Origin of the sequence: Streptomyces sp. SAJ15 (assembly GCF_007595705.1) — a bacterium.
In the GTDB taxonomy this organism is placed as follows: Bacteria; Actinomycetota; Actinomycetes; order Streptomycetales; family Streptomycetaceae; genus Streptomyces.
In genome coordinates this window covers 160710-179058 of sequence record NZ_NISY01000009.1, presented here as the reverse complement: position 1 = coordinate 179058, position 18349 = coordinate 160710, and the positions used below count along the sequence as shown (strand labels likewise).

General features: G+C 73.7%; 14 protein-coding genes. 8 read left to right on the top strand and 6 right to left on the bottom strand.

Annotation, left to right across the window (positions count from 1 at the left end):
• Positions 1-15 precede the first annotated feature (15 nt).
• Together CD790_RS23175 and CD790_RS23170 are read right to left on the bottom strand one after the other, a co-directional pair.
• A complete protein-coding gene (locus CD790_RS23175; protein WP_144385237.1) occupies positions 16-984 on the bottom strand; it encodes a hypothetical protein in 969 nt (322 codons plus the stop codon).
• Positions 985-1146: 162 nt separating this feature from the next.
• Complete coding sequence (locus CD790_RS23170) at positions 1147-2124, bottom strand: helix-turn-helix domain-containing protein (protein ID WP_399218085.1); 978 nt, start codon at positions 2122-2124, stop codon at positions 1147-1149.
• Between the two features lie 73 nt (positions 2125-2197).
• On the opposite strand from CD790_RS23170, the gene CD790_RS23165 reads away from it, so the two are divergent.
• Entirely contained in the window at positions 2198-3538 is a 1341-nt protein-coding gene (locus CD790_RS23165) for an MFS transporter (RefSeq protein WP_144385236.1), read from the top strand.
• A 151-nt stretch (positions 3539-3689) separates the two neighbouring features.
• Positions 3690-3905 carry a hypothetical protein gene (locus CD790_RS23160; RefSeq protein WP_144385235.1) on the top strand — a complete coding sequence of 72 codons (216 nt, stop codon included), beginning with the start codon at positions 3690-3692 and terminating at the stop codon, positions 3903-3905.
• A 19-nt stretch (positions 3906-3924) separates the two neighbouring features.
• Here the strand turns inward: CD790_RS23160 and CD790_RS23155 are convergent, their stop codons facing one another.
• Positions 3925-5175 carry an MFS transporter gene (locus tag CD790_RS23155; RefSeq protein WP_144385234.1) on the bottom strand — a complete coding sequence of 417 codons (1251 nt, stop codon included), beginning with the start codon at positions 5173-5175 and terminating at the stop codon, positions 3925-3927.
• Between the two features lie 225 nt (positions 5176-5400).
• On the opposite strand from CD790_RS23155, the gene abc-f reads away from it, so the two are divergent.
• The 5 genes from abc-f to CD790_RS23130 all read left to right on the top strand — a co-directional run bounded on the left by abc-f (position 5401) and on the right by CD790_RS23130 (position 13894).
• Positions 5401-7038: a ribosomal protection-like ABC-F family protein gene (abc-f, locus tag CD790_RS23150; protein ID WP_144385233.1), complete on the top strand. Its 1638-nt coding sequence runs from the start codon at positions 5401-5403 to the stop codon at positions 7036-7038.
• A gap of 279 nt (positions 7039-7317) precedes the next feature.
• Positions 7318-10101, top strand: a complete 2784-nt coding sequence (locus CD790_RS23145) for a S9 family peptidase (RefSeq protein ID WP_144385232.1) — start codon at positions 7318-7320, stop codon at positions 10099-10101.
• A gap of 269 nt (positions 10102-10370) precedes the next feature.
• Positions 10371-11027, top strand: a complete 657-nt coding sequence (locus CD790_RS23140) for a hypothetical protein (protein ID WP_144385231.1) — start codon at positions 10371-10373, stop codon at positions 11025-11027.
• Positions 11028-11143: 116 nt separating this feature from the next.
• Positions 11144-11821, top strand: a complete 678-nt coding sequence (locus CD790_RS23135; RefSeq protein WP_186319189.1) for a hypothetical protein — start codon at positions 11144-11146, stop codon at positions 11819-11821.
• A gap of 60 nt (positions 11822-11881) precedes the next feature.
• Positions 11882-13894, top strand: coding sequence for a PE-PGRS family protein (locus CD790_RS23130; RefSeq protein ID WP_144385230.1), 2013 nt, complete (start codon positions 11882-11884; stop codon positions 13892-13894).
• 32 nt (positions 13895-13926) lie between these two features.
• Here CD790_RS23130 and CD790_RS23125 read toward each other — a convergent pair whose 3' ends face one another.
• Positions 13927-14214, bottom strand: coding sequence for a hypothetical protein (locus CD790_RS23125; protein WP_260867802.1), 288 nt, complete (start codon positions 14212-14214; stop codon positions 13927-13929).
• Positions 14215-14237: 23 nt separating this feature from the next.
• Positions 14238-15566 carry a serine protease gene (locus CD790_RS34785; protein ID WP_186319188.1) on the bottom strand — a complete coding sequence of 443 codons (1329 nt, stop codon included), beginning with the start codon at positions 15564-15566 and terminating at the stop codon, positions 14238-14240.
• A gap of 522 nt (positions 15567-16088) precedes the next feature.
• Between CD790_RS34785 and CD790_RS23110 the strand changes: the two genes are divergently transcribed.
• A complete protein-coding gene (locus tag CD790_RS23110) occupies positions 16089-17408 on the top strand; it encodes a tetratricopeptide repeat protein (protein WP_260867801.1) in 1320 nt (439 codons plus the stop codon).
• Positions 17409-17666: 258 nt separating this feature from the next.
• Here the strand turns inward: CD790_RS23110 and CD790_RS23100 are convergent, their stop codons facing one another.
• Positions 17667-18299, bottom strand: a complete 633-nt coding sequence (locus CD790_RS23100) for an AAA family ATPase (RefSeq protein WP_144385228.1) — start codon at positions 18297-18299, stop codon at positions 17667-17669.
• Positions 18300-18349 lie beyond the last annotated feature (50 nt).

The window sequence follows — 18349 nt, the reverse complement described above, 5'->3', positions numbered from 1 at the left end:
ACCGATCCCCGGCAGTCACTGGATGTTCAGACGGATGGCGTGGGCCGGATCGGTCGGGCAGACGAAGACTCGGAGCTCGCCGAAGCGTCCCACGGTGACCTCCGGGCCGTCGTTGCTACTGTCGACCGTGAGGAAGAGCCGCATCCGGACACCGCAGGAGCCGCAGTCGACGGGTGTGAGGTCGGTCAGGTGCCAGCTGGGCCAGCCCCCGAGCTTCCAGCCGGGCCGGCAGGCCAGACCGCGGTCGTACTCGACGCCGCGCGCCTCCGCCCAGTGGCAGCCCGCGTCGTACAGCTTCTCCGGAATCTCGTCCACGGCCGGCAGATCGGCGACCTCCAGCGGGTCGAGGAGACAGGGGCGGGGCAGATAGCCGTCGTGGGCGTGGTCCGGCCGCGGCGGGTCCAGCACGGCGCCGACGGCGGACGCGGAGCGGTACCGCAGCTCGACGGTGGGCCCCCAGTAGCGCGGCTGGCCCGGGGGCTCCCTGTGGTCGTTCGGGCACCACAGCATCTGGAGGACGTCCGCCCCGCCCGGCCAGGGGGAGTCCGGCACATCCCGGGCGTGCAGCTGGAGCACGGGCACCATCGGCACGCCGGGGCCCGAGGTGTCCTCCACATAGCGCGTCCGCTCCCAGGCGATCAGGTCGAGCCCCGACGCGCCGTCCATGATCTCCCGCTGGACGCGGGCCTCCTCCTCGGTGACCTCGTAGGCCCGCCCGGGGTTCCGCCGGCGCCGCTCTTTCATGTCCCGGTCGATGCGCTGCCAGGTCTCGCGCTCCTCCTCCGTCAGTTTTTCGCGCACCACCACCAGATGGGGGGCGCGGCACAGCGGCCACGGCTCGTCCTCGGGCCACAGCAGCGGGCCGCCCACGGAGCTGTCGTGGAGGCCGGGGTCGCCCTCCGTGGGCCGCAGCAGCGTCGCCGACCGCACATACGGGGCGAAGGCGGGTATGGCGGCGGTCAGGGACGCGACGGACGCGGACAAGGGCGTACCTCTCTCCGGTGGTTCTCGGGCGGGATCGATCATGCCGGAGGGGTGTGACGGCCGCGGACCCGCCCCGCCCGGGCTGACGGGGGAGTCGTGGAGGACGGCTGTCGCAGGGAGGGCGTGGGGAGGGTGGTCGCAGCGCAGTCGTGAGGAGGGTTGTCACAGGGAAGCCGTCAGGAGGGTCTCCGCGACCGCCGTACGGGCGTAGAGGACCGAGCGGCCGGCCCGGTGGGCGCTGACCATGCCGGCGCCGCGCAGCGCGGCCAGGTGCTGGGAGACGCCGGCCGCGGAGATGCCGGTGCGGCCGGCCAGTTCGGTGGTGGAGGCGGGGGCCTCCAACTCGGTCAGCAGTCGGGTCCGGGAACGGCCGAGGACGGCGCTGATCGCCTCGGCCCGGGGCATCGGCCGGCGCTCCCACAGGGTGCCGGTGCCGCGCGCGGGGTAGGCGAGCTGCGGCGGGTTGGGCGGGCTGGTCCAGGTCAGGATCCGGCCGACGAAGACCGAGGGGATGAGCAGCAGTCCGCTTCCCACGGTCTCCCGGGAGATGCCGCAGTGCCGGCGGGCCATCCGGAGCGTGTTGTCGTCCCAGCTCACCGTGGAGTGCAGGTCGTTGAAGAGCTGTCCCGCCCCCTGCTCGGCGACCTGCCGGGCGCGGTGGAAGACCTCGGCGTCGAGCACCGCCCGGATCCTCGCCCAGTAGGGCGCGAGGGCCAGCTCCCAGTAGGTCTCGATCTCCTCCGCCACCCGGGCCAGCCCGGCCTCCGGATCGGAGCGCAGGGCGGCGCACGGCGGGGTGGCCCGGCCCAGCGTGTCCAGATCGGCCCGCACCCGCTCGGCCGGGGTGGCGCGGATCGCGGCCAACTCGGCGGCGAGCGTGGGGGTCGGCTCGCTCGGGAAGGGGGTGAGGAAGTCGCAGAGATAGCGGTCCGGCGGGATGAGCTCGGACAGCCAGCCGGAGTCCAACCCGGCCGCGGCCACCCGGGGCCGCACCTGCTCGACCCAGCCGCGGTGCACCGGGTGGGCCACGCCGGAGACGAGCAGCCGGAAGCTGGTCGCCACCTCCCACATCGGCGAGATCGCGAAGCGGGTGAGCGCCAGATCGTCAGCGGAAAAGGCCAGTTCGGAGAGCACCGACAACCCCCGTCATCCGTTTGATTAAGGTGCAGCTTAATCAATGGTCCGCCGTTCACGGCGCGCGCAGGATCGCGCCATGCTCTCCACCTTCAGCGGGCTTCCGCGCACCGCCTGGATCGTCTTCGCCGGGACCGTGGTCAACCGACTCGGCTACCTGGTCACCCCGTTCCTCGTCTTCTACCTGGGCTCGGGCGGACTCTCCACCGCGCAGATCCCCTATGTGCTGGGCGCGTTGGGTGCCGGCAACCTCATCGGCCCCATGGTCGGCGGCCTGCTCGCCGACCGACTGGGCCGCCGGCGCACCATGCTGACCGGGCTGGTCGGCACCGCCGCCGCACACGGCCTGCTCTTCGCCGCCCCGAACATCGCCCTGCTGGCGGCCGCGGCCGTGCTCCTCAGCGCCGCCGGCACCATGGTCGGCCCGGCGGCCGGCGCGCTGCTGACCGACGCCGTCGAACCGGAGCGCCGCCGCTCGGCGTTCTCGCTGTTCCACTGGGCGATCAACATCGGCACCGCGGTGGCCGGAATGCTCGGCGGGTTCCTCGCGGAGCGCGGCTACTGGCTGCTGTTCGCGGTGGACGTGGTGACCTCGCTGGGCTACGCCCTGATCGTCGCCCTCCTGCTGCCGGCCGGGCGCGAGACGCCGGCCCGCGCCGAGGGCGGGGCCGCCGAAAGAAAGGGAGGCGGCGGCGGATACGGGGTGGTCCTCCGCGACCCGCTGATGCGGGCGCTGCTGCCGCTCCTCTACGTCGGAATGGTGATCTACACGCTCACCGAGGTGGCGCTGCCGCTGGCCATCCGCGACCACGGCCTCCCCACCACCGCGCTGGGGCTGATGGCCACGCTCAACGCGGTGCTCGTCGTCGCCCTCCAGCCGCTCGCCACGACCCTGCTGGGCCGCTTTCCCCAGCTCTCCGTGCAGATGGGCGGCAGCGTCCTGGTCGCGCTCGGCGTGGCCCTGACCGGTGTCGCCTCCACCGTGTGGGCGTACGCGGGAACCGTCGTGCTCTGGTCGCTGGGTGAGGCGATGGTCGGCGGCGTCGCCGGCTCGATCGTGGCGAGCCTGGCCCCGGAGGACGCCCGCGGCCGCTACCAGGGCAGCTACCAGTGGACGTGGGGCGCCGCCCGGTTCACCGCGCTGGCGCTCGGCACGACCGTCTACGCGACGGTGGGCCCGGCCGTCGTGTGGTGGTTCAGCGCCGTCGCCGGAGTGGCGGCCGCCCTCGCCCTCGGCGCCCTGGCACCCGCCGTCGCCCGGCGCACCGCCGTCCCCGGGGCGCCGGCTGCCGCCGAGGCACCCGCCGCCCACGAGGTGGTCGAGGTGCCTTCGCCCTCGGCGACCGCCGTGACCCCCGCGACCGCCGGAGCCTCACCCGCCGGAGTCTCGCCCGCCGAGCCGGCCCGTGCCGCCTGCTGAAGACGCGCTGACGCGCGGCCGCGACACGGAGCCCGTCCGGATCGCCCGCGCACCCGGGTACCACTCCCGCCGGGCGTCGGCCCACGGCACCGGGCCACCCGTACGGGTGTGGCGGGGTGCCGGCGGCGGGAGCGGGGTGGAGGCTGGCCTCATGTCCGCCAAACTGGTCGTCTACCCACCCGACGAGAACGGGCGGCGCCGGGTGCGCTACGAGGGAAGCGACGTCGGGGTGGCCCAACGCCCCTCCGATGTCGCCGCCTTCGCGGCCGCCGCCGGGAGGACGGGCGCGGAGGACCTGGACCTGACCGACCCGAGGTGTGTGGAGTGGCGGGGAGGCGGCCCGGAGACGTGGGCGGAGGAGCCGTAGTGAGCCCCCACGACGCTGCCTACCGTGACGGGGACTCCGCCGCGGCCGTCACCGGACCGCCGCGCCGCGCGTGGTCCCGCTCCGCCCAGCGCACCACGGGCCCCGTCGCCAGCCCGGCCGCCAGGAAGAGCGCCCCGAGCAGCAGCCAGCCCGCGACACCCCAGGCCACCAGGAGCGTGGTGAGGAGCAGTGGGCCCAGGGTGCGCGCCACCGGGACGCCCGTGCCGAAGAAGCCCTGGTACTGGCCGACCTGGTGAGCCGGCGCCAGGTCGAAGCTGATCTGCCAGGAGCCGGCCGACTGGAGCATCTCGGCCACGAGTTGGAGTACCGCGGCCGCGACCAGCACCACGGCAACCGCCCACACCGGCATCTCCGCGGCGGTCAGCGCGAAGACGCCACACGACACCAGCATGATCAGGCTGGACCGCCACACGGCCCGGGAGGCGGTGCCCAGGTCGGTCACCGCCTGGGCGGTCCGGACCTGGAAGAGCATCACGCCGAGGGTGTTGAGGATGAACAGCGCCGAGACCAGCCAGCTCGGCGCCTCGGTACGTTCCACGATCCACAGCGGGATACCCAGGCTGAGCAGCGGCATCCGCAGCAACAGGACGGCGTTGAGGACGGTCAGCGTGGCGTACGGGCGGTCCCGCACCACCGCGAACAGCGGCTCGCCGCCCGTCCGGGTCGGGACCGGGGCGACGGCCGGCAGCCGGAGCAGCACCGCCGCACAGAGCAGGAAGGCCACCGCGTCCAGGGCGAAGACCGCGAGATAGGCCCGCCGGGTGCCCTCGTGCAGGGCCAGACCGCCCAGGGCCGCGCCGACGGCCAACCCGGCGTTGAGCGTCGACTGGAGGTGGGCGAGGGCGCCGGTGCGGGCCGAGCGTTCCACGAGCCCGGCGAGCAGCGCCTGACGGGCCGCGGCCAGACCGCACTGCGCGGTGGCGTACAGACAGACGGCGACGAGGAACGGCACGAAGGACCGGATGAAGAGGAACGAGGCGACGGAGGCGCTGGTGGCGAGCGCGAACAGCACCGCCGTTCCGCGCGGCCCCCGGCGGTCGGCGAGCGCGCCCAGCGGTACCCCCGCCACGGAGCCGACCGCCCACGCCAGGGTCAGACCGAGGCCGATCTGGGTGGCCGAGAGGCCGACCACGCGGGTGAAGTAGAGCGCCGAGCACACATAGAAGGCGCCGTCGCCGATGGAGTTGGCCAGCTGCGCCGCGGCGAGGACGCGCGGCGCGCCGGCGGGCGGCAGGAAGCGTAGCGACACAGAAGAAACCCCCGAGCACGGCGGCCGCGTGGCCGCCGCTTCACTGACTGATGATCAACAACCTTATGGAGTCGATGATCTGATGAACAGGTCCGTGTCGGCGGGCGGTGGCGAGACGAGACGTCTTGCGTGAGGCTCGGGTGCGAGGTAGTGTTGCCGCTCGTGAACGAGACGGATCGTATCGTCTCACTCACTTTCCCCGTTTCCCAGCGAAGGAGCGCGCTCTTGCGCACTGCCCCTGCCGATACCCAGATCGTTCTGACCGACGTCACCAAGCGATACGACGACCGTGTCGTCCTCGATCGCGTCACCTGCGGCGTGCGGCCCGGCGAACGGGTCGGCGTGGTCGGTGACAACGGCTCCGGCAAGTCGACGCTGCTCCGGCTCCTGGCCGGTCGCGAGCTTCCGGACAACGGCACGGTCACCGTCCGCGCCCCCGGCGGCCTGGGCCACCTCGCCCAGACCCTGGACCTCCCCGGCACCGCCCTGGTCCGGGACGCGATCGATCTCGCGCTGGCCGAACTCCGCGCGATGGAGCGCCGGATCCGGGCGGCCGAGAGCCGACTGCACCTGGCCGGGGCGGCGGAGATCCACGCGTACGGGGCGCTCGTCGCCGCGTACGAGGCGCGCGGCGGCCGCGACGCCGACCGCGGCGTGCGGACCCTCCTGCACCGGCTCGGCGAACGCCGCGCCCTCGAACTCGACCGACCGCTGGGCACGCTCTCCGGCGGACAGCGCTCCCGGCTGGCGCTCGCGGCCACCCTGGCCGCCGACCCCGAACTGCTGTTGCTGGACGAGCCGACCAACGACCTCGACGACGAGGCCGTGGCCTGGCTGGAGGAGCGCCTGCGGACCCACCGCGGCACGGTGGTGGCCGTCACGCACGACCGGGCCTTCCTGGACCGGATCACCACCGCCGTCCTGGAGGTCGACGGCGATCTGCGCACCGTCCACCGCTATGGGAACGGCTACGCCGGATACCTCACGGCCAAGGCGGCGGCCCGGGCCCGCTGGGCGCGGGAGTACGAGGAGTGGCAGGCCGAGACGGCCCGCGCGGAGCGGCTCGCGGACGGCGCCATCGGGCGGCTGGCCGAGATTCCGCGCAAGGCGCCCGCCGCCTTCAGCGGGGCCGGGGCCTTCCGGGCTCGCTCGCGGGCGCACGGCGCGATGAGCCGCGTCCGCAACGCCCGGGAACGCCTCCAGCGCCTCACCGAGAACCCGGTTCCGCCGCCCCCACGTCCGCTGCGCTTCCAGGGTCGGTTCGCGGCCGCCGGGACCGACACGGCGGTGGAGCTGGCGGGGGTGCGGGTCTCCGGCCGGCTGGCGCTCGACCGCCTCCGCGTCGAGCCGGGACGACGGCTGCTCGTCACCGGCCCCAACGGCGCCGGCAAGTCCACCCTGCTGCGGGTGTTGGCCGGCGAACTCGCCCCCGACTCCGGGACGGTGAGCGCCCCGCGCCGGGTCGGCCTGTTGCGTCAGGACGACCGGGGCTGGGCGGAGCGACGGTCCGTCGTGGAGGCGTACGGAGAGACGTACGCCGAACAGGTCGTGGCCCTGGGCCTGCTCACCCCCGCGGACCTGGCCCGACCCGTCCGCACCCTCTCGGCCGGCCAGCGCCGCAAGGTGGAACTGGCCCGGCTGGTGGCCCTGCCGCTGGACCTGCTGTTGTTGGACGAGCCGACCAACCACCTCGCCCCGGCGTTGGTGGAGGAGGTGGAGGCCGCCCTGGCGCGCTACCCGGGCACGGTGGTGCTGGTCACCCACGACCGGCGGCTGCGCGCCGCCTTCAGCGGTCAGCGGCTGGAGCTCGCCCCTCCCGAGTCCATGCGCTCGGCGTCCGCATGCCCGGAGTCCGTGTCCTGAGTCGGTGTGCCCGACGTCCGTGTGCCCGACGTCCGTGTGCACCGTGTCCGTGCGCCCCGTGTGTGTGTCGCCGGACCCCGTGCGTCCAGAGTGTGCCGGCCCGACGCCGTGGCCCTCCTGACCGATATCGACTCCGGAAGTCTCTTCCTGCTCAACATGAGAAAAATCGCGCCCGAATTGAGGCAACCTCTGGCGTTCGTTCCCCGTCATCGGGGACGCGGGGGAGCCCCCAGGGATCTCTGGGGTGCCTGAGCAAGGCAGAAAGCAAGGAGAACGACTGTGATCCGTGTCCCGCGCTTGGTGACCGCCGGTACGGCGGCACTCGCGCTGGCCGTGGGTTTGCCGGTGCTCGCGTACGCGCAGCCATCGGCCGAGCCCATATCGTCCACCCCCCAGGCCCACTCCGACGACAGGCTCCCGGAGGGCTGGCGGCTCACCGGCAGCGGCGCCGACAAGCAGTTGGTGTGGCGCTCGTCCGACCGGGTGCCCATGGGCGACGCCCGTGTCGAGTTCTACGCCGGGGACAAGCTCCTCGGCCGACCGACGGCGGACAAGGACGGGCGCACCTTCCGGCTGCCGCTCACCGAGGCCCCCGCCGGGTCCATGACGGAGCTTCAGGTTCTCGCCGGAGGGCGCCGTCTCGACGCGGCCGCCACCGACGCGGCCCCCGGCGGTCCGCGCCCGATCGCGCCCGCCGCTCCCGCGGCCCCGCTGCCGGCGAACAAGGTCGACCCCGGCAAGCCGGGCAAGTACCGCACCGCCAGCGGCGAGTACGGACTGAAGTCCGTACGACTCCCCGGCTTCCCCGCCCCGGTGGAGATGCGCGCCACGGTGGTCGGCCCCGTCGACGCCCCCGGCCGCCGGCCGGTCGCGCTGTTCCTGCACGGCCGCCACTACACCTGCTACAACGCCAAGGGCGAGATCGAGGGCGGGTGGCCCTGTAGGACCGGCATGAAGTCGGTGCCCAGCTACCGCGGCTACCTGCACGACCAGAAGCTCCTGGCGTCCCAGGGCTATGTGACGGTGTCCATCTCCGCCAACGGCGTCAACGGGCAGGACGACAACGCCGAGGACGGCGGCGCACAGGCCCGCTCGTCCCTGGTGCGGCAGCACCTCGGCGACTGGGCCGAGTGGGCGGCCGACCGCTCCAAGGCCCCGGCCGTCGTCCGCAAGGTGGCACCGGCCGACATGGACCGGGTGCTGCTCGTCGGACACTCCCGCGGCGGCGAGGGCGTCAACCGGGCGGCGCTGGACAGCCTCGCCCAGCCGCCCGCCGGCGAGGACGGGTACAAGGGCCCGGTGCGCTGGAAGGTCCGCGGCACCGTCCTGATCGGGCCCACCATCTTCGGCCAGAACCCCGTCCCCGACGTGCCCTCCATGACCATCCTGCCGGGCTGCGACGGTGACGTCTCCGACCTCCAGGGCCAGATCTTCGCCGACGGCACGCGCGGCGTCAGCAGCGGCACCGCCCTGCACAGCTCGGTCTACATGGTCGGCGCCAACCACAACTACTTCAACACCGAGTGGACCCCGGGGCAGGCGCAGGCGCCCGCGGACGACGACTTCTGGCCCGGTGACAAGCCGGACTCGCTGTGCTCCGCGGGCAAGAAGACCCGACTGACCGCCAAGCAGCAGCAGAAGGCCGGTTCCACCTACATCGCCGCCGCGGCCCGGCTGTTCGTCGCGGGCGACGACAAGGTGCGCCCGCTGCTGGACGGCTCCAACCTGCGCGCGCCCTCGGCCGATCCCGCGCGGGTGTACACCCACGCTGTCGGCGCGAACCGCACGCCCCTGGTCGTGCCGGACCCCTCCGCCGCCTCCGTCACCGGCGGCAAGATGTGCCTGCAGGTGGACCACTCGCCGGCGGCCTGCCTGCCGCCGACCACGAAGGGCGCGTCGCCGCACTTCGCCGGCTGGGCGATGTCGCCCGAGCCGGGCCGCCACGCGATCGCCATGGGCTGGCCGAAGGCGGGCTCCACGACGCGGGTCACCCCGAACCGCCCGGTCTCCGTGAAGGGCGCCGAGTCCCTCGCCCTGCGGGTGATCGTGCCGCCCAACACCGGCGGCACCGAGCTGGACGTCGCGATCACCGACGCCTCGGGCCGACGGGCGAAGCTGGGCAAGGCACGCGTCGACGGCCTGCCCGGCACCGACCGGACCGCGTCCTACTGGGCGCGCGAGGTCCGGGTCCCGCTGACGGCCGCGGTCCGCGCCAAGCTGGACCTGAAGCAGGTCAAGGCCCTTGAGCTGACCGCGCGCGGCGGCAAGGGGAAGGCGTGGCTGATGGACGCCTGGGGCTGGCGCCCCGGCACCCCCGCCGTGCGCCCGGCCGCGCTGCCGCGCGTCGACCTCGGCCGACTGAAGGTCGAGGAGGGCGACTCCGGGACCCAGACCCACCGGATCCCGGTCCGTGTCTCCGGCAAGGGCAGCGGCACGATCCGACTGTCCGTCATCGACGCGAAGACCGGCAAGGCCACCTCCCGCGTCGTGACGGTCAAGGCCGGCAGCCACGACGTCGACGTGCCGATCACCGTGCCGGGCAACACCCGCTACGGCTCCGAGGTCACGCACAACGTCTTCGCCAAGGCGGTGCGGGGCGCCGTGGTCGGCTCCTACGCGGGCGGGCTGACCGTCCAGAACGACGACCCCATGCCCAAGATCACGGTGGAGCCCGTCGCGGACCGCGTCACCGAGGGGCAGAAGCTGAGCTGGCGGGTGAAGCTGTCCCAGGCCGCCGACCTGGAGATCGAGGGCGGGTTCAGCGTCCTGCCGGTCAAGGGCGGCACCGAGCTGTCCACCGTGGACGTCGACAAGACCTGGCTGGAGACGGCCCTCGACCAGAAGCCCAACCCGGCCCGGCCGCTGTCCAAGGCGGGCGACGACCCGTCCCTGCGGATGTCCCTCCCCGCCGGCAAGCTGAGCACCGTGGTGTCCGTACCCACCGTCAAGGACAAGCTGGCCGAGAAGGACGAGTCGCTGCGGCTGCGGCTGTTCACCTTCGACGAGCACTGGGAGACGCACCCGGGCGTCGAGGTGACCGGCACGGTGCGGAACGCGAAGTGACGCGCCCCGGCCCGTCCCCGAACACCGGACGCGCCCGGCACGGCTGACCAACGATGCCACCGGTCCCCGAGGGACCGGTGGCATCGTCGTGTCCCCGCGCCGCGCGAGCGGCCCTCTCCGCGGGCCGGGCACCCCGCCACGGCACCCCCGGGGGCGCGTCCCGCGCGGAACCGAACGCGGCGCCCCGACGTCCCTTGCCCGCGAACAAGTGATCACAGCGAACGGTGGTCACCTGAGTGGTCACACGAGTGGACGGGTGGGAACCACGGATGCGAGCGAACCGGAACACGACCCGACGTCGGTCGGGCACCCGGATGCGGCTGGCGGCCCTCGCGGCGCTGGGCGTGGTGCTGCTCTCCGGATGCCTCGGGGACGACACCGGCGGCGGCGCGCCCGAGACGTCCTCGGCACCCGAACCCCGCACCCCGCACGACGTCGGGGGCGACGGGATGCCGCGCTTCCGTATCGCGCTGCCCGCCGGCTTCCGGATCGAGGACGGCTTCTCCCCGCCGGCGGCACCCGGCACCCCGGCCGCCTGCCGCAAGGCCCCCTGGCGGGCCATGGACGGGGACACCCCGCACCTGTCCTGGTTCTCGGTGCCCACCGACTGCGAGATCGACGCACAGGCCAATCTGAGCCCCGCCAACGGGCAGCACCCGCGCTACCGGACCGTCGCCGACATCCCACCCGCGGTGGACAGGACCGCCCGCACGGTGCGGACCCCGCTGGGACCCGCCCGGGTCTTCACCCAGCGGTACACCCGGTGCACCCAGACGTGCGACCACTTCGACGAGCCCCTCGCGGTCATCACCCTGGACCAGCCCGCCGATCCCCGGCACCCCGCCCTCGTCTTCACCTCGGAGCACGGCGAGGTCTCCGAACGCGACCTCGTCCACCTCATCACCCGGGACGTCACACCGCGATAGCACGTCAGTCTTCCCCAGCCCCCCATTCAGGCGCCGCTGCGCGCATTGCTTGCGCCGCGCATCCGGAGTGTGAGTAACATCCCGCACCAACAACGGCAACCGGAAGGTGAGGCGTCGTGCCAGAACCCACCACGTTGAAGGAGCAGTACGCGGCCCAGGTCGCCGCAGACATCACACGCAACGAGGAGGAACGGGAGCGCCTCAGCGCGGAGATCGCCGCGCTCCAGGACCAACTGGGGGCGCTCCAGAGGGACCACGACGTGTTGGTGAGCATGCAGAGCACCCTCACGGGTGGTTCACCGGTGCCGTCGAAGTCCCGACCGACCGGCACCGCCAAGGGGCGGGCGGCGAAGGCCCCGCAGGCGAAGGGGCCGCAGGCGAAGACGGCGCAGGCGAAGGCGCCGGCGACGAAGGGCAAGCGCGTCAAGGCGGCGGTCCCCAAGGCCCGTTCCGCCAAGAATCCCGGCCGGGCGCGGTCCAACGGCTCCCCGAGCGACGGTCCCCGGGCCACACTGGGCGAACTCGTCACCGCCCATCTGACCGAACGGGTCGAACCGCAGTCGGTCGCCGAAATCACCAACGCGCTGGCCGAGAGCCACGCGGAACGCAAGGTGCACGCCACGGTGGTGCGCAACACCCTGGAGTCGCTCGTCGCCCAGGGCAAGGCGGAGCGCAGCAAGCAGAAGCGGTCGGTCTTCTACACCCTGGTCCGGGAACCCGCCGTGCGGCAGCACCAGCCGGAGGGCGAGCAGAGCGGCGAGGAGAAGCCCACCGAGCAGCCCGCCGCCCACTGACCGAGCCGCCTCCCGGGCCGGTTCCTCGCCGTCAAGCGCCCTCGGGCATCATGAACCGCCATGACACGGGCGAGTGAACTGTCGGAGCTGCTGGGCCGTGCCGGACTGGATGTGATCGGCGACGCGAGGGACGAGGGCGTCATCCCGCCTTCGACCGCCTGGCGCCCGATCACCACCGTCACGGCCGAGCCGACGGTGGCCGTCCGGAGGGACCGGCCCGACCTGGTCGCCGAGCTCAACGCGGAGTGGCACCGGCTCGCCGTCGCACACCGGATCATCGGCGACGACGGGGCCTTCCTCATCAGCGTCGCCGGCGCCGGGCCGGGCCGGCCCTCCCCGTACTGGACCCGGGTGCGTCTCACCGCGCGCTGGGATCTCGCCGGTGTCCTCGGAGACCGCCCCGGGGAGCCGGAGTTCGTCACCGCCGCCACCCACGGGGAGGCCCTGCTGGGCGCCACCACCGAGGAGTACGAGACCTGGCTCGTCGCCGTGGACCGGGTCACCGAACGCCGGGAGGCGGCCGCGCGGGCCGCCGCCCGGGAGACCCCGGAGCAGCGGGCCGCGGCCTGGGCATTCCTCTCCCGAGGGCCGCGCCCCCGTGGACGCCTGTGCGAGGCGTGGGCCAACGGACTCGCGGGCCACGCCGCCGCCCCCGACGACGTCCGACACGGACTGCTGGGCCTCAGCCACCTTCTGCTGTGGCGGCCCCTGCCGGCCTCCGTCGTGGACGCCGCCATCGACCACCCCGACGCGAAGGTGCGCGAGCTGACGGCCGAGACCCAGCCGAACCTCGACCCTCGACAGTGGGCGCGACTGATCCTCGGCGAGGCCGACCCCCGGCGCCGCTGGATCCTCACCCTGCACGCGGCGGACCGCCGCGCCGCGCTGCCCGAGACCGCCCACGTGACGCTCGCCGCCGACCCGTCCGCCCAAGTCCGCGAGGAGACCGCCCGGCTCCCCGGGCTGCCCGTCGAGTCGCTGGCCACCCTGGCCGCCGACCCCGACCCGGCCGTGCGGGCCTCGGCCTGCGGGAACGGCTGGGCGCGGCTGCCCGACCCCCACCGGCGCACGCTGCTCTCCGACCCCGACGACCGGGTCCGCGTCACGGCCCTGTTGCTCCACCACCGCGACCATCCGATGTCGCGACCGGTCTTCGACACCCTCGACACCCTCGACCGCCGCGACCGGGCCGCCGAGTCCTGCCGGCTGGAGCGCGGACTCGCCGAGCACCTGTGCGCCCACGAGGAACCCGCGCTGCGCGGCGCTCTCGCGGCCAACCCGCACCTCGCGCCCGACCTGGTGGCCCGCCTGGCACACGACACGGACCACGGCGTCCGCTTCGTCGTGTCCCTGCGTCCCGACCTCACCGAGGAACAGCGCGCCGCCATCCCGGTCGACGTCGACCCCCACGGGCTCCGGCACGCACTGCCCTGGGTCGTGGCGCTCCACCACGACCCGCAGGCCATGCGCCGGCTGGCCGCCTCCTCGCATCCGCTGGTGCGCGGCAGCGTCGCCCGCGCCAGGCGCCTGCCACCGGACGTGGTGGAACGCCTCGCGCGCGACGAGGACCGTGTGGTGCGGCTCTTCCTCACCGAATCCTGCGACGACGCCCCCGCGGACCTGCTGCTGGAGGTGTGGCGCTGGTGGAACGGGAGTCTCAGCCATCCCGGCCGCCCGCGCACCCACCCGAACTTCCCCCGCCGCGGACTCCTGCGGTACGCCGAGGATCCGAACCCCCGCATGCGGCAGTTGGCCCTGGACGACCCGGACGCGACCGCCGAGCTGGTGGAGCGCTTCAGCCGCGATCCCCACCGGGAGGTGCGGCTGCGCGCCGCGACCGATCCCCGGCTGACCCCCGCCTCCGCGGTATGGCTCCTCGACGATCCGCGCCTCGAGGTGCGCCGCGCCGCCGCCCGCCATCCTCGGCTGCCGGCCGGGGTGCTGACACGACTGCTGTGGAACGTCGACCTCGCGGAGGACGCGGCCCGGAACCCGGCGCTGCCGGTCTCCGCCATGCGGCGGATGACCCACCGGCTGCGGACGGAGACCGGCGCGGGCGCCCAGTCATCATGAGCCCCTGGTGGAGCGCCCGCGAGACCGCTGGCTCACTCGTCCTCCGGCATGGGGGCGTGCCGGGCCTCTCGCATGCGTTCGGGTGTCCAATAGCCTTCCGACGTGCCGGGGTCCGGCCGCGCATCGCTGCTGGTGGAGCCCGGGGCCGGCGGAGGCTGCGGAGGTTTCGGCGCGGCCGCCGCGGTGCGCCAGGCGACCAGCGCGACCACGGCGGCGAGCACGGCGGCGGCCGTGCCCCACCACGGCAACCGGTTCGCCCTGCCGCGGCCGTGGCCGCGGTCGTGGAGTCGGGCGGGTGTGTCGTGGTGGGGACGGCTCATGGGACTGTCTCCTCGTCGGTGGATCAGGTGACGCTACCCTGCGCGTCGACCATCGCCTTCACCGCGTCGTCGAAGTACGGGGTGCGGTTCCAGCCGTCCGTGGCGAGCGTGCTCATCACGCCGTTGACGGAGCCCAGACCGGTGAGCGGGTTGTATTCCCGCAGCCAGGGGCCGCCGCTGGAGCCGCCACCGAAGTTGCACTGCATCTCGCGCCGGCCGTCGGTGACCGGACGGGTGACGCCCGTGCACCACGACTGCACCTCTCCGTCGGAGAAGTTGCCCGGGTAGCCGAGGATCGTGATGGCCTGGTCGGTGGGGAAGTTCCAGCTCAGCCCGTGACCGCCGGTCACGTCGACGACCTTGCTGCCGTTGAGCGTGAAGGTCGTCACCACCGCCACGTCCCGGCGGAGGTCGGAGTCGTTGATCCACGCGTCGAAGGTGCGGAACTGCTGGGCGGAGAAGAGGCCGAACGGGGTTACGCCCTCACGGTAGCGCGGCGCGTAGGTCCAGTTGGTCATCCAGGTGCCGCCGCCGCCCTGGTGCACACAGTGGCCCGCGGTGATGAGCATCTGCCGCGACGGGCTGCTGAGGGCGCTGGCCGAGCACACGTAGTCGAGCCCGTCTCCGGGGTCGGTGAAGAACACCTTGCCGACCGCGGCCGATTCGGTGAGCTGCGCCGCGGCCTGTGCCTGCGCCTTGGGCTTGGCCTGTGCCTGGGGCTTGGCCTGGTCCTGCTTCTGGGTCTTCGGCTTGGCCTGTGCCTGGGGCTTGGCCTGGTCCTGCTTCTGGGTCTTCGGCTTGGCCTGTGCCTGGGGCTTGGCCTGGTCCTGCTTCTGGGTCTTCGGCTTGGCCTGTGCCTGGGGCTTGGCCTGGCCCTTCTCCTGAGTCTTCGGCTTGGCCTGTGCCTGGGGCTTGGCCTGGCCCTTCTCCTGAGTCTTCGGCTTGGCCTGGCCCTTCTCCTGCTTCTGGGTCTTCGGCTTGGGCTTGGCCTGCGTCTGGGGCTCCGCCGCTGCCGGGGGCGCGCTCGCGTCGGTACGGCCCTGCCGTGCGGCGGTGGCCGGCGTCGACTCAGCCTTCGCGCTCTGGCCCGACGCGCCCGGCGTCACGTCGACGCGGTCGAGCGGTATCGCGTTCTTCATCCGCTCGGGCGTCCAGTAGCGCTGCAGCGCCTCGGCGGCGGTCGGTGAGTCGATCACCTCGCCACTGGCCATCCGCGGGGCGGGGCTGGCCGTGGTCTCGAGGGGCGGCACGGGGTCGGTCGGGTCGGGGGTGGCCCAGGCGGTCGCCGGACCGGTGAGCGCCACGATGGCGGCCGTCGCCAACGGAAGGACCGCGAGTCTGATACTTCGCACGGGGTTTGCTCCTTTGATCGAGGAGGGCAACGCGCGGCGGTATGGACACGCACCGTCGCATCCTGCGGGCCTGCCCGGGGCGCCGATCACTGCGACGTCCCCGGCACGGGCACGAGTTTCGAGGGGCGGGCCGAACGGGCATGAACCACGTTCACTGCCGGTCTGCGCGTTGCGGGAGCACGTTGCGCGCGACACGAGAGCGCTACAACGTGACACACCGACATCATGTGATCGCGCACGGTGGCCCGGCTTGGTGGGCTGCTCCGGACGAGTGACCGCGGCCTCCGCGCGCCGGCCGCCGGCACCGGGCGTCCGGGCCGCCGCGGCGCGCCCTCGTCCCGGGAATCGCCTGGTGGGGCCCGGGTACGCGCCCGTCGCCCGGGATGGCTGGCCGGGCGGTGGGGTGGTCGGCCGCCTCCCCGTCGTGGGCGCGCATCGACACCCCCGCGACCGGGCAGGGATGTACCGGCGCGGCGGCCGAACGGGAGGCTCTCGGTGGGGACGGACCGGCACGGACAGACGATGACCCGCACCGGCGCCGACGCGGCGCGCCACTACGAGAGCGCGCTGGACCATCTGCTCTTCTTCCGCGAGGAGGTGGACGCGGAGGTGCGTGCCGCGCTCCGCGACTCACCCCGTTCGGTCATGGGCAACGTCTTCGCCGCCTACCTCGGACTGCTGGGCACGGAGGAGACCGCCGCGGCCGACGCCCGCGGCGCGTTCGAGGCGTTCCGGCGGGAGGTGGACCCCGCGCGACTCACCTCTCGGGAGCGCGGGCACCTGGAGGCCGCGTCCTCCTGGCTCGCCGGCGACATCCACCGCGCCGGCCGCCTCCTGGCCGAGGTGAGCGTGGCCTGCCCGCGGGACGCGCTCGCCCTCGCCGTGGGCCATCAGATCGACTTCTTCACCGGCGACGCCGTGCTGCTGCGCGACCGCATCGGCGGCGCCCTCTCCGCCTGGGACGCGGACGATCCGCACTACGGGCCGCTGCTCGGCTGTTACGCCTTCGGCCTGGAGGAGTCCGGCCACTACCGACGGGCCGAGGAGGTGGGCCTGGAGGCCGTGGAGCGCAACGCCCGCGACGTGTGGGGCATCCACGCCGTGGTGCACACCTACGAGATGCAGGGGCGCTTCGAGGACGGCATCCGCTACCTGGACGCCCGCGCGCGGAACTGGGCGGACGGCAACTACCTCACCGTGCACAACTGGTGGCACTACGCCCTCTACCTTCTGGAGTCCGGGCGCACCGACCGAGTGCTGGAGGTCTACGACACCGCCGTGCACCACGAGGACTCCTCCGACGCGGCGATGGAGCTGCTGGACGCGGCCTCGCTGCTGTGGCGCCTGCACCTGGCCGGCGTCGACACCGGCGACCGGTGGAGCACCCTGGCCGACGCCTGGGCGCGGCGGCGGGACGGCGCGTACTACGCCTTCAACGACGCCCACGCCGTCATGGCCTACGTGGGCGCCGGCCGCTTCTCCGACGCCGAGGCCCTCGTCCGGGACCGGCAGGAGTGGGTCCGACGCGCCGACCCGGGCGTGTCCAACGTCTCCATGACCGTCGACATCGGCCTGCCGGTGTGCCGGGCCCTGGTCGACTACGGGCGCGGCCGCTACGACGAGGTCACCGAGCTGCTGCTTCCGCTGCGGCACCGCTTCCACGCCTTCGGCGGCAGCCACGCCCAGCGGGACGCGCTGCAGCGCACCCTGGTCGAGGCCACCCTGCGCGGCAGCCGTCCCGACCTGGCCCGGACCCTGCTGAGCGAACGCGTCAGCCTGCGCCCGCTGTGCCGCTACGACCGGCAGGCCCAGTCCCGCCTCGCCGGCCGGCTGGGCGGATGACCGGCGGCGCCGCGTCGGCCGGCTCCGGCGCTCAGGGTGACGTCGGTGCCGGCGCTCGGGGTGACGTCGGCTCCGGCGCTCAGGGCGCCGTCGGCCGGTTCGGCTGGATCAGGTCCCAGCGGTTTCCGTACGGGTCCCGGAAGACGGCCACCGTGTAGTCCGAGATGAGGCATCCGGCGATGATGCCGGTGCGTCGGCCGCACGCGCCACCCGGCCGGGGGCGGTGGCGCGCGAGCACGGCGCCGTACTCGGCGGCCGTCAGTCGAACCGTATGTGCCTGATCCCCGTCCAGGCGCGGCGCAGCCGTCCGAGCAGCTCTCCGTCCGAGTTCGGGCTCAGCGCCAGGCCCGCCGAGGCGGCGACGCGCTCGGCGACCTGCGGGACCGTGAGCCGATCGGTCCACAGATGCTCGGCGAACTCCTCCCCGCGCAGGCGCTCCAGACAGACGTCGAGCTTGGACACCGCGAAGCTCTCCCGACGCAGCGCGGTGTCCTTGCCGGCGACGAGCCCGATCGCGTGCCCGAGGCCGCGCTCACGCAGCCGGCGCAGCACCGTCTCGCGCTCGGCGAGCAGGGCGAAGTGCCTGACCTCGTGGCCGTGTTCGCGCAGCCGGCCGACGGTCTCCTGGAAGTACTTCGGCTCCACGACCGTCATCGGCACGATCACCACCCCGTCATGCCGGCGCAGGGTCAGGTCCAGTACCTCGAACACCCCCTGCCGCCACGCCGCGAGGTCCTGGAAGTCCCCGCGCAGGCTCCGCGGCAGCGTCCGGTGGAGTCCGAATCCGACGTGTTCGGGATCGCAGACGATGCTGCCGGGGAGTCGGCGCCGGATCTCGTACGCGGTCTGCGTCTTGCCGCCCCCGAAGGGGCCGTTGATCCATAAGAGCATGTCCCGATCGTACGGGCGCACGCGGGCCGAGCCCCTGGCCGTCGAGGAGG

Bases quoted from the DNA above. Each gene is read 5' to 3' on its own strand.
- CD790_RS23165 (WP_144385236.1), top strand. From the start codon at position 2,198: ATGCTCTCCACCTTCAGCGGGCTTCCGCGCACCGCCTGGATCGTCTTC.
- CD790_RS23160 (WP_144385235.1), top strand. From the start codon at position 3,690: ATGTCCGCCAAACTGGTCGTCTACCCACCCGACGAGAACGGGCGGCGC.
- CD790_RS23140 (WP_144385231.1), top strand. From the start codon at position 10,371: ATGCGAGCGAACCGGAACACGACCCGACGTCGGTCGGGCACCCGGATG.
- CD790_RS23130 (WP_144385230.1), top strand. From the start codon at position 11,882: ATGACACGGGCGAGTGAACTGTCGGAGCTGCTGGGCCGTGCCGGACTG.
- CD790_RS23125 (WP_260867802.1), bottom strand. From the start codon at position 14,214: ATGAGCCGTCCCCACCACGACACACCCGCCCGACTCCACGACCGCGGC.
- CD790_RS23110 (WP_260867801.1), top strand. From the start codon at position 16,089: ATGACCCGCACCGGCGCCGACGCGGCGCGCCACTACGAGAGCGCGCTG.
- CD790_RS23100 (WP_144385228.1), bottom strand. From the start codon at position 18,299: ATGCTCTTATGGATCAACGGCCCCTTCGGGGGCGGCAAGACGCAGACC.